Origin of the sequence: Colidextribacter sp. OB.20 (assembly GCF_009911595.1) — a bacterium.
GTDB lineage: Bacteria > Bacillota > Clostridia > Oscillospirales > Oscillospiraceae > Lawsonibacter.
On the sequence record NZ_QWKG01000016.1, the window covers coordinates 28,737 to 43,913 of the forward strand.

Here is a 15,177-nt window from a genome sequence, read left to right on the forward strand (position 1 = left end):
AGGAATACTGGATGTATTTCAAGAAAAATTGGGGCAGTATGGCGGAAAAAGACCCGTCCCTTGGGCGTATTGACATTTTTCAAACAAGCCATAGCCGGGAGGCGGACGCACAGTTAAATTCCTCGATTCAGCGTTTTGCGCAGGCGGATCTTGCCCGCCAGCGCCTGGTCGATCATGTTCAAAAATTTCTCCTTGTCCTCAGGCAGACCGCCCTTTAAGGGCAGATAGTTGGAGGCGTGGTTGCTGGTGAAGTGGAGGGGGGCCACATCCAGGTGCTCGATGAGCAGGCGGCACTCCTCCAGCACGTGGTCGGCGGAGCAGACCTCAAACCGGCCCGCCAGCACGTCCTCCCCCAGGGGGGTGCCCTTGGCGGGGGCGAAGGTCATGGCGGACAGATGCCGGGGCTTCATCTCGTTAATCATTTGGGCGGTGGACAGGATGTGCTCCTCCCAATCGCCCCCCTCCCCGTTTGCGCCGGTCATGCCTAGGATGATGGTGACCCACAGGTCGATGCCCGCCTCCACCAGCCGCTGGCCTGCCAGCAGCATTTGCTGGGCGGTACAGCCCTTGTGGATGAACTGGAGGACCCGGTCGCTGCCGCTCTCCACCCCCAGGTAGGCCCGGGACAGCCCCGCCTCGTGGAGGGTGCGCAGCTCCTCCGGGGTTTTGGACAGGGTGCTCTTGGGGCCGGCGTAGAGGGTCACCTTTTCCAGCTTGGGGAAATTCTCATAGAGCTTGCGGAGGACCTGAAGCAGCTCCTCCGTCTTGATGATGATGGCGTCGCCGTCCATGAGGAATACCCGGCGCAGCTCCGGGCCGTAGTAATCCCGGGCCATGTCGATGTCCTCCAGAATGTCCGCCACCGGACGAATACGGAACTTCTTCTCCTTGTACATCCCGCAGAAGGTACATTGGTTATTGGAGCAGCCGATGGTGCATTGGAGCAGGTAGCTCTTCCACTCCCCTGGCGGCCGGTACAGCAGATCGCTGTCGTAGCGCATATAGTAAGGCTCCTTTCCTTTACAGGTTTTCCACCGGCTGGCCGTCCCGAAAAACCTTCTTGATGTTCTTCTCCGCCTTGCTCCGGGGCAGCATGACCTCGTGCCCGCAGCCCTGGCAGCGCATTTTGAAGTCCATCCCTACCCGTAAGACCAGCCACTCCCCGCTCCCGCAGGGGTGCGGCTTCTTCATCTTTAGAATATCGTTGACGTGGATGTCCATATGCTCCCCTCGCCTACTCCTTCACATCAATTCGCTCAATTTTAAATATTACCGGCCGGGTGCCGTCTGAACAGCAGGCAATCATGGTATTTTCTTCCTTCATCCAGCCCCGCATGATGGAACCGCCCTGCAGCCCGGCATAAATATAGCGGGCGATAGCGTCCCACGCCTCCGAGCAATGGGGCATTTTCGGACCGCCCGCGACGGTATCGGGGTCAGCGGCCGTCTTGACCAGGGTATTCAATCCCCCATGCCAGAAATGGTCCTGTTTCTCGTCCCGCTCAAAGATAAATTCGTCACCCACGTTATAGCAGGGACACATCCCCGAATCTGGGTCGGCGCAGTACTGCTTTTGCAGCTCATGGTATAATTTCTTATCAATAACAGTCACTTTTACCTTATATTTCACGCTGCCGCCTCCTTTAATGGCTAATTACAGCTATTATATAATAGTATTTTCTTTCTTGTCAATGTCTTCCCGCTGTGATAAAATAGCCCCCAATAAAGGAGGCGTTTTCATGTGTGTGACCATTATTCCCGCCTATGAGCATCCCCTGGAGATAGGCAGCTTATTTTCTGAGTATACGCAGGCGTTGATCGCCGGGGAGCCTTCTTTCTCTGGCTACCTCTCTCTGCAAAACTACGAAGAGGAGGTTCGGCACCTGGAGCAGAAATACGGCCCGCCCTGGGGGCGGCTGTATCTGGCCCTCTGTGACGGGGAGCCGGCGGGATGTGTCGGGCTGCGAAGGATGGATGAGCAAAATTGTGAGATGAAGCGGCTCTACGTCCGCCCTCAGTACCGGGACAAGCACATCGGCGGACGGCTGGTTCAGCGGGTCATCGCCGACGCAAGGACCATCGGCTATTCCCACATGCTGCTGGACACCCTCCCCTTTCTGGACAGCGCCATCCGGATGTACCGGGCCTTGGGCTTCTGCGAGATCGAGCGCTATAACGACAATCCCATCGACAGCTGTATCTATATGAAGCTGGACCTTTAACATTCAGGGGCATAGTCCTCCAGAATTTTTAAAATGCTCGTTTGATATATGCTCCCGCCCAGCACGCCGCCGTCCGGGTCGATGCAGACGGTCCGAATGTCCGCTGGGTCCTCCTCATAGGGGTCGGTATAGGCCCTGTCCGCGTCATAGTAGCTGCCCAGATATTTCTTCGCGTTTCCGATGGGAACGATAATATTTCCGTCTGATTGGAAAATTCCCAGCTTTTCAAACTCCGCGGCGATTTCGGCGGTGCGGCGGTTGTACGGGTTTTCGTGCTCCCTGCTGACCACCCAGGCGGGGTGCGCCCGCACACTGACACCAAGCCCGGCCACCGCCCTCGCGAACTCCCTGACCGGCTCCAGCGGGATGGTCTCCTGATGAAAGGCGTCAACAGACAGAAGAATTTCGTTTACCCCGGCCTGCGCCAGTCCTTGAGCCACACAGCTTATTTTTCCGCTGTCCCGGCTGAAAAATCCGTTGGTAATGAGCTGCCGCCCGGCGATCCCTGCCTCCATGGCCGCCGCGTGCGCCGCGTACACCGTCTCCGGATAGAGCAGCGGTTCGCCGCCGAAGGTCATAACCGACGTGATTGGAAAACGGGACGCCACCTCCCGCACCGCCCTGGCCGCAGCTTCCGGGGCAATGCAGGCGCCGGAGCTGCTGTGACTGCCCTCAGAGCAGTGCTTGCAGCGGCCAGTGCAGGCATAGGTCACCACAAATTCAATTCGATTCAGATTTTTCAGATATTTGTTCATAAAAGTACCTGTTCAATTTCCTTTTAAACAATCACTGAAGGCTTTCAGGTCCTTTTTTGTTTCCTCAGAGAGGCAATTATATTCCATATTTTGAATTGCGCCCTCCAGCGCATATAAATGCACCAGACAGACTTGGGGATAAACCTCCTTCAGATAAAAGAACGCCTGTTTAGCCCCCGCCTCAACCAGCTTTTCCGAGGAGTCAATCCCCACAACGGTCAGCTTCCTTGCCATTTCCCGGCCAATGTTCCGCATGGATGTCAGGTCTGACATAATTCCTCCTGATTATAAAACGCAGGCGGGCGCGAATGCGCCCGCCTGCGCTGTTGCTTGCGTTATTTTGCCAGAGCGGCGGTGTCAATGGCAATCATCAGCTCCTCGTTGGTGGGGATGAGCAGCACCTTTACCTTGGAACCGGCGGCAGAGATGACAGTCTCCTTGCCCCGGACATCATTGGCGGCGGCATCCAGCTCCAGGCCCATGTACTCCAGACCCTGACACACCATGGACCGGATGGCCTTGTCGTTCTCGCCCACACCGGCGGTGAAGATGACGGCGTCCACCCCGCCCATGGCGGCGGCGTAGGAGCCCACGTACTTGCGGACCTCGTATGCAAACTTCTTCTGGGCCAGGGCGGCCTTTTCATTGCCCTCGGCGGCGGCGTTCTCCAGGTCCCGGAAATCGGAGCTGACACAGCTCAGGCCCTCCACGCCGGACTTCTTGTTCAGCACGTTGAGCATCTTGTCGATGTCCATGCCGTACTTGTTCATCAGGTACTGGAGGATGCCCGCGTCGATGTCGCCGCAGCGGGTGCCCATAGGCAGACCGGCCAGAGGGGTGAAGCCCATGGAGGTGTCCACGCTCTTACCGCCGTCCACGGCGGCGATGGAGGAGCCGTTGCCCAGGTGGCAGGAGATGAGCTTCAGCTCCTCAATGGGCTTGCCCAGCATTGCGGCGGCCCGCTGAGTGACGTATTTGTGGGAGGTGCCGTGGAAGCCGTAGCGGCGGACCTTGTCCTTCTCGTAGTACTCATAGGGCAGGGCGTACATATAGGCGGCAGGGGGCATGGTTTGGTGGAAGGCGGTATCAAACACGGCTACCATAGGGGTGCCGGGCATGAGGGCCTGGCAGGCCTTGATGCCGATGATATTGGCGGGGTTGTGGAGGGGGGCCAGGGGGTTGCACTCCTCAATGGCGGCCATGACCTCGTCGGTGATGCGGACAGACTTGGCAAACTTCTCGCCGCCATGGACCACCCGATGGCCCACCGCGTCGATCTCCTTCATGGAGCCGATCACGCCGTTCTTGGGGTCTACCAGGGCGTCCAGCACGGCCTTGATGGCCTCATTGTGGGTGGGCATAGCCACGTCGGCCTCCTTGACGGCCTCCTTGCCCTCGGGCTTGTAGGTGAACTTGCCGTCGATGCCGATGCGCTCGCACAGGCCCTTAGCCAGCACCTGCTGAGTCTCGGGATTGAGCAGCTGATACTTTAAAGAGGAGCTGCCAGCGTTGATTACCAAAATATTCATGGGAAACGTCTCCTTCTCAAATCAAATTTGGGTTGCCTCCAGCGGGAGAATGTACTAAAATAGAGACAGCCCCTTTCCTGCCTCTATCATACCGCTTTTTTCCGGTTTGGACAACCACTTTTTTGTTTTCTTTCAGATATTTTTTCATCGGGAGGTCCGCTCTTGAAAACGATCGGAATTGTTGCGGAATACAACCCCTTTCACACCGGACATGCCTGGCAGATCCAGGAGACCAGACGGCTGTTTCGGGAGGAGACTGCGGTGGCAGCCGTTATGAGCGGCAACTGGGTCCAGCGGGGGGAGTGCGCCGTCACCGACAAGTGGACCAGGACAGAGATGGCCCTGGCCGGAGGCGTCGACCTGGTGCTGGAGCTACCGACTGTGTGGGCCACGGCCTCCGCCGAGGGCTTCGCCAAGGGGGCCGTATCTATTTTAACGGCCACGGGAGTGGTAGACGTCCTCTCCTTTGGCAGTGAGTGCGGAGACGCCGCCCCCCTGCGGGAGCTGGCCCAATGCCTCAACAGCCCGGAGTTCTCCGCCGCCCTGCGCCGGGAGCTGGGACCGAAGCGGTCCTTTGCCCAGAGCCGCCGTCAGGCGGCCACAAATCTCCTCAGCGAGGAGACCGCCGCCCTGCTGGATTATCCCAACAACAACCTGGGGGTGGAGTACCTGCGTTTTCTGCCGACGGGGATAGGTGCGGTTACCGTCCCCCGCCAAGGGGCTCACGACGGCGAAACGGCGGGGGAGGTTGCCTCCGCCTCCCTCCTGCGCCGGTGGATTCGGAGTGGAGAGCTGTCAAGTATTTCTCCTTTTCTGCCCTTCCCCTGGAAGGGGGAGGCAGCCGATATGAAGTATCTGGAGCGGGCCCTGACCGCCCGCCTGCGCTCCATGACCCTGGCTGAGGCGGAGGCCCTCCCTGACAGCGGCGACGGCCTGGCCGCCCGCCTGCTGTACGCCGCCCGGCAGACGGCGAAGCTGGAGGAGCTGTATACCCTGACCAAAACCCGAACCTACGCCCACGCCCGGGTGCGGCGGCTGGCCCTTTACGCCCTGCTGGGCCTGAGGCGGGAGGATATCCCTGCCGCTCCCCTCTATATCCGGGTGCTGGGCTTTAACCGCCGGGGACAGGCCCTGCTGAAACGGATGAATAAAACGGCCTCTCTGCCCTTTTTCGCCAAGCCGGCCCACATCCGCCGCTGTTCCCCCGAAGCCCAAGCCCTTTTTGCCCTGGAGGAGCGGTTTACAGACCTGTTTTCTCTCTGTTTTCCCACGCCCCGGCCCTGCGGGCTGGAGTGGATCACAAATCCCGTTCTAATGCTGTAGAGGAGGCCCTATGGAGACCAAAAAAAGAAGTCCCGTTCTAAAGCGAGCCTGGCTCTGGCTGGGCGCCCTCTTTATCCCCCTGGCCCTGGTGATCCTGTTTGAAGCGCTGAAGGGCCGGCAGAGCGTCATGTGCGGCTGGGTATTTGGCGTTATGGCCCCTCTGGAGCAGGCCTTGGGCCGGCTGTGGTCTCTCTTCCCCTTCTCGGTGGCCGAGGCGTTCACCGCCCTGTTTTTGGCGGGCTGCGTCGTCTGGCTGGTCCGGGCAACGGTGCTGGCGGCCCGGCAAAGGGAGCCCATCCCCCTCCTGCGCCGGCTGACGGCCCTGGCCGCCGCCTGGCTGTGGCTGTGGGCAGGACTGTGCTGGCTGTGGAACGCCGCCTACTACGTTCCCTCCTTCGCCCAGCGGGAGGGCCTGGACACAGCCCCCTATTCGGTGGAGGAGCTGGCCGCCGTCACAGAATATTTTGCCCGGCAGGCCGCCGCCCTGTCTACGCAGGTCCCTCGGGACGAGGAGGGACATTTCGCCGCGGAGCTGTCCGACTGCTTTGACCGGGGGCCGGATATTTACCAGAATATCGCCCGGACATTTCCCTCTCTGAACATGAAGGCTGTAAGGGCAAAGCCCTTGCTCTGCTCTCGCCTGCAAAGTATTCTCGGCTTTACTGGGGTCTATTTTCCCTTCACCGGAGAGGCCAATGTAAATGTGGACGCCCCCGCCTGCCTGGTGCCCTCCACTATCGGCCACGAGATGGCCCACCAGCGGATGGTGGCCTCTGAGCTGGAGGCCAACTTCGTGGGCATTGCCGCCTGCACCTCCAGCGGCGACGTGGTATTTCAATACTCCGGCTATCTCATGGGGCTCATCAACCTGTGCAACGCCCTGTATCCCGCCGCTCCGGAGGCCTGGAAGGATATCGCGGGGCGGTGCTTTTCCCCGGAGCTGACCGTTGACTGGAGCGACAACAACTCCTATTGGGCCGCCTTAAAATCCCCTGTGGAGGACGCCGCCGGAGATGTGTATGACTCCTTTCTTAAAAGCAACGACCAGGAGCTGGGAATCCGCTCCTACGGAGCCTGCGTGGATCTGCTGGTCAACTATTACGGCCGGCCTCAGTAAAAAAGCCGCTCAATGAGCGGCTTTTTTCACACAATCAGACCGTATACCAGCCGGGCCAGCAGCAGAACCAGCACCACAAAGAACATGGGGCGGATCACTTTGGCTCCACCCTTCAAGGCCAGTCCGGAGCCCACATAGTGGCCTGCAATGCCGCACAGGGCGGCGGGGATACCCACAGACCACAGCACCTTCCCCGCCAGGGCGAAGGTGCTCAGTGAGGCCAGGTTGCTGGCCAGGTTGGCCGCCTTGGTATTTCCCGAAGCGGTAAGCAGGTCAAACCGGCACAGCCCGGTAAAGGCCAAAATCAGGAAGGTCCCCGCCCCTGGGCCGAAGAAGCCGTCGTAGCCGCCGATTACCAGTCCGATGCCCAGGGCCATGGACATCAGCTGAAGCCGGCTCAGCTCGCCGGAGCGGTCCTCCTGGCCGAAATCCCGCTTCAACAGCAGAAAGACAGCCATGACCGGCACCACCGCCAGCATAACGTAGTAGAGCACCTGCTCCGGCACAATCAGGTTGAGCCGGGCTCCCGCCCAGGCGCCCGCCAATGCGCCCGCTGCTCCGGCGGCGGCGCTTGGAATATGTACGTCCCCCCGTTTCAAAAACCGTACAGTGGACAGGAAGGTTCCGAAGGTACTGCTGCACTTGTTGGTCCCTGACGCCAGATGGGCGGGCAGGCCCGCCAGCAAATAAGCCGGCAGGGTAATCAGCCCGCCTCCCCCGGCCACCGCGTCAATCACGCCGCCTAAAAACACCAGCGGACAGACAATCAGCCAGATATGTATTAATTCTTCCAATTTCCTCTCCCCTTTTGTTCCTTTTCTTGAAAGAAAAGGAACCGAAAAGAACTTTGCGAAAAACTTCGTTTTTCCTTCTGGTTTTACTTACCATCATGGGTTTCTACAGGCTCTCTCCCTTGATCTCCTCCCAGTACCGCCTGGCTGCCTGTTCGGTTTTGTTGTCGCCATACTGGTAGTAGCGGGTTCCCACCAGCTCGTCGGGCAGATACTGCTGCGCCACCCAGTGGCGCGGGAAGCTGTGAGGATACTTATAGCCCTGATCCCGCTCCTGGCCGGCGGAGTCAGCGTGAACATTTTGCAGCTCCCGTGGGATGCTGCCCGTGCGGCCCGCCCGGACGTCGGCCAGGGCAGCGTCGATAGCCATGCAGGCGGTGTTGGACTTGGGGGCGGTAGCCAGGAGGATCACCGCCTCAGCCAGCGGCAGCTTGGCCTCCGGCAGGCCCAGCTGGAGCGCGTTGTCCACACAGGCCTTGACGATAGGAACCGCCATGGGGTAGGCCAGGCCGATGTCCTCGCTGGCGGAGCACAGGATGCGCCGGATGGCGGTAATCAGGTCCCCCGCCTCCAGCAGCCGGGCCAGGTAGTGGAGGGCGGCATCCGGGTCAGAGCCCCGCAGCGATTTCATCAGGGCGGAGGCGATGTCGAAGTGGGCGTCCCCCTCCCGGTCGTAGCGCATGGCGGACTTCTGGGCCGCCGTCTGGGCGTCGTCCAAGGTGACAAGGAGTTTTCCTTGCTCCCGCCTGGCGGCAGTGAGAAGCAGCTCGATGGCGTTCATGGCCTTGCGCACGTCCCCGCCGCAGGCGGAGGCGATATGCTCCCGAACCCCATCCTCACACCGGACCTCCGCCCCCAGGCGCTGTGACATAATGGACAGCCCTCGGTCGATGGCGGGGAGTACATCCGCTGCGGTGATTTGCTTAAATTCAAATACGCTGGCCCGGGACAGCACCGCCCCGAAAACGGCAAAAAAGGGGTTCTCGGTGGTGGAGGCGATGAGGGTGATGCGGCCGTCCTCCATAAACTCCAGAAGGGACTGCTGCTGCTTTTTGTTAAAATACTGGATCTCGTCCAGATAGAGCAGGACGCCCTCCGGGGCGAGCAGGGTGCCGATATCCGCCATAATGTCCTTGATGTCAGAGATGGAGGCGGTGGTGGCGTTGAGCCGGTGGAGGGGCCGGTTGGTCCGCTGGGCGATGATGTTGGCTACTGTGGTCTTGCCCGTCCCGGATGGGCCGTAGAAAATCAGGTTGGGGACGTTGCCCCCCTCCACGATCCGGCGGAGCAAACCGTTTTTCCCTAAAATATGAGCCTGACCCACCACCTCGTCCAGAGCTTGAGGGCGTATTTCGTCCGCTAAAGGGCGATATGCCATAGCCTGTCACACCTTTCCTGATCGTTCTTTTCCCAGCGCCCCGGTATAGCCCTTCAGCGCCTTCCGCCGCCGCCGCCAGTCGGGCATGAGGGCGTCCATTTGGGCATAAAACCCCGGGCCGTGGTCGTGGTGAAGAAAGTGGACCAACTCATGGAGGGCCACATAATCCCTTAACTCCTCCGGGCACCGGGCCAGGGCGGTGTTCAGGGTGATGTACCCCTGGGCCCAGTGACAGTTGCCCCACTGGCTTTTCAACGCCCGCAGCCGCAGGGGCGGAAGGATCACTCCCAGGGGCTCCACCAGGGGGTAGACCCGGGCCAGGGCCTCGCCCAAAAGCCGGGCGCAGTCCTCCCGGGACGCGGGCGGCAGGGGCTCGGCCTGCCGGTCCTCCCAGCGGCGGAGCGCGTCCAGAATCCAGCCGCTCCTGCTCCGGACAAAGTCGTCCGCCTGCCGGACAGAACAGCGCCGGGGGATGGAGACCGCCACCTCTCCCCCGGGCCCGACACGCAGATTCAGATTTTTCACCGTTTTACGGGTCAGCGTATAGGTCAGCACCCCGTGGGGCGTGTCCACCAGGCGCCGCTGAGGCTGAGCTACCATTTGTTCTCCACTTCCTCGGCAAAGCCCAAAAAGTCCTTGACAAACACCTCGGTGCCGTCATCCAGAATGGCCAGGCCGGTGAACCTGCCAAAAATCTGGTGCTGGTCCGACTTGACGACCCCCGCGGCACTGGCGCTGGCGGAGCGGTCCAGGACGGGGTCGAAGCGCATCTCAAACCGGCCGTCGTCGCTGGTAAACTCCCACTGCTCCATATAACGGCGCCTGCGGCGGCGTCCGGGGATGCGGAAGCGGACTTTGGACAGCTTGTGGGCCTTGCCGTTATAAAACAGCATATTCTCAGTGGCGGCGGAGGTGTCTCCAAAGCCGCAGCCCAGGTTGAAGCCGAAGGGAATCCCCTCCGCCAGCCCGGAGGCGGAGGCCCAGTACCAGGTGTTGTGATAGGTCCACACACCCCGGCCCCAGTCCAGCACGCCGAAGGAGTCGGCGGGGTCCAGCATGTACTCGTCCTCCCCCACCGTCACCTTTCCGGAAGCCCGCAGGCAGTTGATCTTCTGGTTAAAGTAGAAGTGTCCCGGCTTGTCGAAGGGGGTGCAGATGACCATGGACTCCTCCGGTTCGTCGGTGAGCTCAATATAGGCGTCTAAGCACTCATTTCCCCGAAAGCTGTCCATGTGGGCGTAGAGTACCCGCCTGTCCTCCTCCCGCCGGAACAGCAGAGAGTAGCCCTTGCCCCCGGAGGCGCTGTCCCCCTCCAGCGTGCTTTTGGGCATGCCGGTACTCCCCATGGGCATCAGCCGCATGGGGCTCCTGGTAATCTGGGTGTTCTCCCAGAAATCTATCAGGGAGATGGAGTCCAGCCCCATATAGCTGTTGTCCGCGATGGTCAGGGCCAGGGCGAACTGGCCGTTCATCACGCAGTAGTAGTCCCATTCCTTGATGCGCAGGGCGGAGGCTCTGATGTGATTCCGGTTGTAGACCGGCAGCAGCTTTTTGGCAAAGCCTGGCTCTCTCAGGTTGCCCTGCTCGTCCAGCAGCGGCCCCGCCGCGGTAATCTCGTGCTGTTCCATGGCCGTCCGCCTCCTTTCGTTCCCGCTCATTATACTGTAAAATCCAAATTCCTGCAATCATTTTCTTAAAATGACTGCGCAAAAACCGGGCGGAGTTTTCCGCCCGGTTTTCAGCCCTGTACCTAGGGCTTTTGCCGCTTCTCCTCAATCATCTCATACAGGCACCCCAGCGCATCGGAGAGGCCCCCGATCCGGTCAATCAGCCCCAGCTCCACCGCCTCCTCGCCGTAGATGATGCTGCCCACGTCGGCGGCCAGCTCTCCCGTCTGGAGCATCAGCTTTGTAAAGGCTTCACGCTTTACTCCGCTGTTGGCAGTGACAAACTGCAAGATCCGCTCCTGAATGCGCTCGAAATAGTAGAAGGTCTGGGGCACGCCGATGACCAGGCCGTTGAGCCGCACCGGGTGGATGGTCATGGCGGCCGATGGAGCGATGAAGGACTTTTTTGCCGACACCGCCAGGGGGACTCCGATGGAGTGACTGCCCCCCAGCACCAGAGAGACGGTGGGCTTGGACATGGAGGCGATTACCTCAGAGATGGCCAGCCCGGCCTCCACATCTCCCCCGCCGTTGTTCAGAAGAATGAGCAGGCCGTCGATGTCCTGACCGCCCTCGATGGCGGCCAGCAGGGGCAGGACATGCTCATACTTGGTGCTCTTGCTGGTGGGGGGAAGCAGCTGGTGGCCCTCGATCTGACCCACGATGGTCAGCACATAGACAGTGCCCCGGTCTGTTCGGATGATTGAGGAGCCCAGGTCTTCAATGGGGCTTTCACTGACTTGCTCCTCTATACGCTCTTCGTCCATAAGACAGCGCCTCCTCTGCTGTAGGGGCGGGTATCACCCGCCCGTTCTGCGACACACGTCAAAAATCCTTCGGGCGGTTGATATCCGCTCCTATATGGCTAGGATACGCAGAACCGCGGATTTTAGCCGCTCTACTTTTCGTAGGTTGCCTTTTTCATCCCTTTGCGCTAGACTTGGAGCAACGAAAGGAGCGAAGCAAATTGGACAATACGCAATTTGGAGCCTTTATTGCTCAGCTGCGGAAGGAGCTGGGCCTGACCCAGAAGGAGCTGGCCGACAAGCTGAACGTCACCGACAAGGCCGTTTCAAAGTGGGAGACGGGCAAGGGATTCCCAGACATGAAGCTGCTGGAGCCCCTGGCCCAGGCGCTGGGGGTGTCTCTTCTGGAGCTGATGCAGGGCAGGCGCCAGGAGGCGGACACCCTCACCGTGGCCGAGGCGGACGCGGCGGTGTCCCAGGCCCTGGGGCAGTCGGAGCGGGCCGTCACCCGGCGGTACTTACGGCTGTTCCGGTGGTTTTTGACCGGCGGCTGTCTCCTCAGCCTGTTGTGGCTGTTCACCACCTTTTTCAGCTCTGTGTGGGCGGAGCTTGTCAAGGGAATCTACCTGTCACCCGCTGCGACCAGCATCATCGGCGGGGCTGACGGCCCCACCGCTATCCTGACCGCCACCGCCACTCTCAACCCACTGGAAACCTTTTTTGCCCTGGGCGTCCCCCTTCTTCTATTGACCGTGTTTGTCGTTCTGGCTGTCAAGGTCTGGCGGCTGGAGAAGAAGCTGAAATAACCGCAAAAAGCCCCGGACCGCTGGTCCGGGGCCTCTGCTTCTATTCACTTTAGCTCTCAGGAGCGCCCGCCATACGGTCTACGATCTTTTTGCCCAGCTCTTTCCCCGACCGGGAATTTTCCACGAACATCTGTAACATGACGCCGTCCTCCACAAAATACACCTGAATGATTTCATCACCCTTGATGAAATACGCCTTACGTCCCTCCGCATATTCATAGACCTCATCCGCCCTGGTGTTCTCCACACCGTAGCCGTACATCTCCTGGGTGTGCCCCTCCAGCAGGAACATGCCGTTCATCTGGGCCTCTCCGTCCCCTGTACTCACTGTCATGCAGAGGTGGCCGGTGCGCCAGCGGTTGGAGATGGAAAGCGCAATATCGGTCATTTGAAGCTCCTCCGCCCCGGGCAAGGTCATCCCGGTGGCCCGGGTAAAGCTGTCGGCATCCCGGAACACACGATCCTGATCAACAATCCCGGTGGGATATTCGGCCAGGAAGCCCTCCAGATCGAAAGCCACTGGCGTCAGCTTGTCCAGCGCCACCTTTCGGTCCCCCAGCCACAAGCCAAAGGTCTCCCCCAGCACGCCGCTGGCCATCGCCGTGCAGGACAGGGCCAGCGCAATCAGCGCCGCGGCCAGTACGATGTATCTCTTTTTTATGGTTTTCATGGTAATCATCTTCCTTTCCGCCTGCGGCTCTGACGCCGCGGCCAGTAATCTTTGCAGCAGTTCCTCTTTTTCCTCCCCGCTGAGAAGAATCCTGTCATATGCGGAGCAGATCTCCCTATTTTTCATCCAAATCACCGCCTAACATCTGTTTTAGCTGTTTCCTGGCCCGAGCGAGACGGGTACGGACCGTAGCCTGCGGACAGTGCAGAAGCGAGGCGGTCTCTTTGACGCTGTAGCCCTCGTAATAGTACAGATAGACCGCCGCTTTGTAGTGCTCAGGCAGAGCCAGAACCGCCTCAAGGACCTGGGTATCCCGTCCGGGCGCAGTCAGCTTCAGGTGGTCCTCTAAAGGCTCGTCCCGGCGCCAGGCCCGCTTCAGCGCATCCTTGCACAGGTTGGAGGCGGTGACGATCAGCCACGCCTTTTCGTGCTCCTCTGACCGGAAGGGCTTATTCCAGAAATACGCGCGCAGAAAGGCCTCCTGCACCATGTCCTCCGTATCCGCCCTGTTCTTCAGAAAGGAGTAGCAGACCCGCCAGACCGTGTCCACATGGCGGTGATACAGCGCAGTGAGCTCCTGGTCCGTACGCAACAAAGAGTCCACCTTTCGATCACCGTCCTTTCACTTTAGATACGACCCAAACCAGAAGAATGTTTCATACCCAGGGAATTTTTTTATAAAAACAGCGGAGGCCGCTCTTCTGCGGACTCCGCTGTGCGCTTATCCCAGCTTTAAACTTCCTCAAAAATCGCCTTCATGCCCTTGAAGGTCATATAGCAGTCCAGCTTGCCCACTGTCTCGAAGGGGGCGTGCATGGATAAGACCGGCACCCCGGCGTCCAGGGTGTCGATGTTCCGCTCGGCCATATAGGCGGCCACGGTGCCGCCTCCGCCAGCGTCCACCTTGCCCAGCTCGGCCATCTGCCAGACCACGTTGGCGCTGTCCAGCACCCGGCGCACCCGGGCCACCACCTCGGCGGAGGCATCGGAGGCCCCGGACTTGCCCCGGGCCCCGGTATACTTGCACAGGCCCATGCCATAATTCACAAAGGCACTGTTGCGCTTCTCGTACACATCGGCAAAGTTGGGGTCGTAGGCCGCTGTCACGTCGGCAGACAGGCAGAAGGACTTCTCATAGCAGGCCCGCAGGGAGACGCTCTGGGCCTGACACAGGTCCTCCATGAAGGTGTCGAAGGCGGCGGACTTCATGCCGGTAACACCCTCGGAGCCGATCTCCTCCTTGTCGGCCAGCATACACACGGCGGTGTACTCCGGGTCGCTGAGCTGGAGGAGAGCGGCCAGGGCGGCGTAGGCGCACACCCGGTCGTCATGGCCATAGGCACCGATGAGGGATCGGTCGAAGCCGATGTCGCTTGCTTGAAAGGCAGGGACGGCGCACAGCTCGGCGGAAATGAAGTCTGCCTCGGTGATGCCGTATTTCCGGTTGAGCAGCTCCAGGGCGGCCAGCTTCACCCGGTCCTTGCCCTCGTCGTCGGCCAGGGGGCGGCTGCCCACCAGAATGTTCAGATTTTCCGCCGGAATGGCCTCCCCTAAAGGTTTCTTGGACTGCTCCACTCCCAGATGGGGCAGCAGGTCGTCGATGGTGAACAGGGGGTCGCCCTCCCCGTCGCCGATGGACACCCGGACGGTCTGACCGCTTTTCAGGGCGATCACCCCGTGGAGCTCCAGGGGGATGGTCACCCACTGGTATTTGCGGATGCCGCCGTAGTAGTGGGTCTTGAGGTAGGCCAGCTCCTCCGCCTCATAGAGGGGGTTCTGCTTCAGGTCCAGCCGGGGGGAGTCGATGTGGGCCGCACCGATGTGGGCCCCCTCGGACAGCGGCTTCTTGCCGATAACCGCAAGGGTGACCGCCTTGCCCCGGTTCACCCGGTAGACCTTGTCCCCCGGGTTCAGCGCGTCCCCGCGGGCGTAGGGCCGGAAGCCGGCCTTCTCCGCCAGAGCGACGGCCCGGTCCACGCACTCCCGCTCGGTCTTGCCCGCGTCCAGGAACTGCTTGTAGCCGGTGCAGTAGGCCTCCATGGCCTCCAGTTCGCCGGGGACCAGCCGGTCGTAGCCGTTTTTCTTGTCATAGAGCAGCGCCTTGCGCAGCTGCTCGCCTCGGGTCTGTTCTTTCATTTCCTCGCTCATGAAAATAACCTCCTAGTCGTATTTT

The 15,177-nt window shown here is 60.4% G+C and carries 18 protein-coding genes; 4 read left to right on the forward strand and 14 right to left on the reverse strand.

The window, feature by feature from the left end; all coding sequences use genetic code 11:
• Positions 1–113: 113 nt before the first annotated feature.
• From D1641_RS05050 to D1641_RS05060, 3 genes are read right to left on the reverse strand one after another with little or no spacing between them, the layout of a single operon-like run.
• A complete protein-coding gene (locus D1641_RS05050; protein WP_160663314.1) occupies positions 114–1,001 on the reverse strand; it encodes a radical SAM protein in 888 nt (295 codons plus the stop codon).
• 19 nt (positions 1,002–1,020) lie between these two features.
• On the reverse strand, positions 1,021–1,221 hold the full coding sequence (locus D1641_RS05055) for a DUF951 domain-containing protein (protein WP_160663316.1): 201 nt from the start codon (positions 1,219–1,221) through the stop codon (positions 1,021–1,023).
• Positions 1,222–1,234: 13 nt separating this feature from the next.
• Entirely contained in the window at positions 1,235–1,630 is a 396-nt protein-coding gene (locus tag D1641_RS05060) for a TIGR04076 family protein (protein WP_160663318.1), read from the reverse strand.
• A gap of 109 nt (positions 1,631–1,739) precedes the next feature.
• Between D1641_RS05060 and D1641_RS05065 the strand changes: the two genes are divergently transcribed.
• Positions 1,740–2,222, forward strand: coding sequence for a GNAT family N-acetyltransferase (locus D1641_RS05065; protein WP_160663320.1), 483 nt, complete (start codon positions 1,740–1,742; stop codon positions 2,220–2,222).
• Here the strand turns inward: D1641_RS05065 and D1641_RS05070 are convergent.
• From D1641_RS05070 to D1641_RS05080, 3 genes are all read right to left on the reverse strand, one after another.
• Complete coding sequence (locus D1641_RS05070) at positions 2,219–2,977, reverse strand: radical SAM protein (RefSeq protein ID WP_160663322.1); 759 nt, start codon at positions 2,975–2,977, stop codon at positions 2,219–2,221. The two genes, D1641_RS05065 and D1641_RS05070, sit on opposite strands and share 4 nt — an antisense overlap.
• A gap of 12 nt (positions 2,978–2,989) precedes the next feature.
• Positions 2,990–3,250 (reverse strand): TfoX/Sxy family DNA transformation protein, encoded by a 261-nt coding sequence (locus D1641_RS05075; protein ID WP_160663324.1) that lies wholly within the window; start codon positions 3,248–3,250, stop codon positions 2,990–2,992.
• Between the two features lie 62 nt (positions 3,251–3,312).
• Entirely contained in the window at positions 3,313–4,506 is a 1,194-nt protein-coding gene (locus tag D1641_RS05080) for an acetate kinase (protein WP_160663326.1), read from the reverse strand.
• 162 nt (positions 4,507–4,668) lie between these two features.
• Here D1641_RS05080 and D1641_RS05085 point away from each other — a divergent pair, with 162 nt between their 5' ends.
• Both D1641_RS05085 and D1641_RS05090 read left to right on the forward strand, forming a co-directional pair.
• The gene (locus D1641_RS05085; RefSeq protein WP_160663328.1) at positions 4,669–5,829 is read left to right on the forward strand and encodes a nucleotidyltransferase family protein; all 1,161 of its coding nucleotides are present in this window, start codon (positions 4,669–4,671) and stop codon (positions 5,827–5,829) included.
• A 10-nt stretch (positions 5,830–5,839) separates the two neighbouring features.
• Positions 5,840–6,946, forward strand: coding sequence for a DUF3810 domain-containing protein (locus D1641_RS05090; protein WP_160663330.1), 1,107 nt, complete (start codon positions 5,840–5,842; stop codon positions 6,944–6,946).
• 26 nt (positions 6,947–6,972) lie between these two features.
• On the opposite strand, the gene D1641_RS05095 is transcribed toward D1641_RS05090, so the two are convergent.
• The 5 genes from D1641_RS05095 to D1641_RS05115 form a co-directional block, all read right to left on the reverse strand.
• Positions 6,973–7,740 carry a TSUP family transporter gene (locus tag D1641_RS05095; RefSeq protein ID WP_201757245.1) on the reverse strand — a complete coding sequence of 256 codons (768 nt, stop codon included), beginning with the start codon at positions 7,738–7,740 and terminating at the stop codon, positions 6,973–6,975.
• 103 nt (positions 7,741–7,843) lie between these two features.
• Positions 7,844–9,115, reverse strand: a complete 1,272-nt coding sequence (locus tag D1641_RS05100) for a replication-associated recombination protein A (RefSeq protein WP_160663332.1) — start codon at positions 9,113–9,115, stop codon at positions 7,844–7,846.
• A 6-nt stretch (positions 9,116–9,121) separates the two neighbouring features.
• Entirely contained in the window at positions 9,122–9,715 is a 594-nt protein-coding gene (locus D1641_RS05105; protein WP_160663334.1) for a YgjP-like metallopeptidase domain-containing protein, read from the reverse strand.
• Positions 9,709–10,743 carry a DUF2804 domain-containing protein gene (locus D1641_RS05110; protein ID WP_243149264.1) on the reverse strand — a complete coding sequence of 345 codons (1,035 nt, stop codon included), beginning with the start codon at positions 10,741–10,743 and terminating at the stop codon, positions 9,709–9,711. Before D1641_RS05110 ends, D1641_RS05105 begins: the two co-directional genes overlap by 7 nt.
• 122 nt (positions 10,744–10,865) lie before the next feature.
• Complete coding sequence (locus D1641_RS05115) at positions 10,866–11,549, reverse strand: ATP-dependent Clp protease proteolytic subunit (protein WP_160663338.1); 684 nt, start codon at positions 11,547–11,549, stop codon at positions 10,866–10,868.
• Between the two features lie 200 nt (positions 11,550–11,749).
• On the opposite strand from D1641_RS05115, the gene D1641_RS05120 reads away from it, so the two are divergent.
• Positions 11,750–12,334 (forward strand): helix-turn-helix transcriptional regulator, encoded by a 585-nt coding sequence (locus tag D1641_RS05120; protein ID WP_160663340.1) that lies wholly within the window; start codon positions 11,750–11,752, stop codon positions 12,332–12,334.
• A gap of 49 nt (positions 12,335–12,383) precedes the next feature.
• Here D1641_RS05120 and D1641_RS05125 read toward each other — a convergent pair whose 3' ends face one another.
• The 3 genes from D1641_RS05125 to D1641_RS05135 form a co-directional block, all read right to left on the reverse strand.
• On the reverse strand, positions 12,384–13,130 hold the full coding sequence (locus D1641_RS05125) for a hypothetical protein (RefSeq protein ID WP_160663342.1): 747 nt from the start codon (positions 13,128–13,130) through the stop codon (positions 12,384–12,386).
• A complete protein-coding gene (locus D1641_RS05130) occupies positions 13,120–13,596 on the reverse strand; it encodes an RNA polymerase sigma factor (RefSeq protein WP_243149265.1) in 477 nt (158 codons plus the stop codon). The genes D1641_RS05125 and D1641_RS05130 overlap by 11 nt, the downstream gene beginning before the upstream one ends.
• A gap of 140 nt (positions 13,597–13,736) precedes the next feature.
• Positions 13,737–15,152, reverse strand: a complete 1,416-nt coding sequence (locus D1641_RS05135; protein ID WP_243149266.1) for an aminopeptidase — start codon at positions 15,150–15,152, stop codon at positions 13,737–13,739.
• Positions 15,153–15,177: the final 25 nt, after the last annotated feature.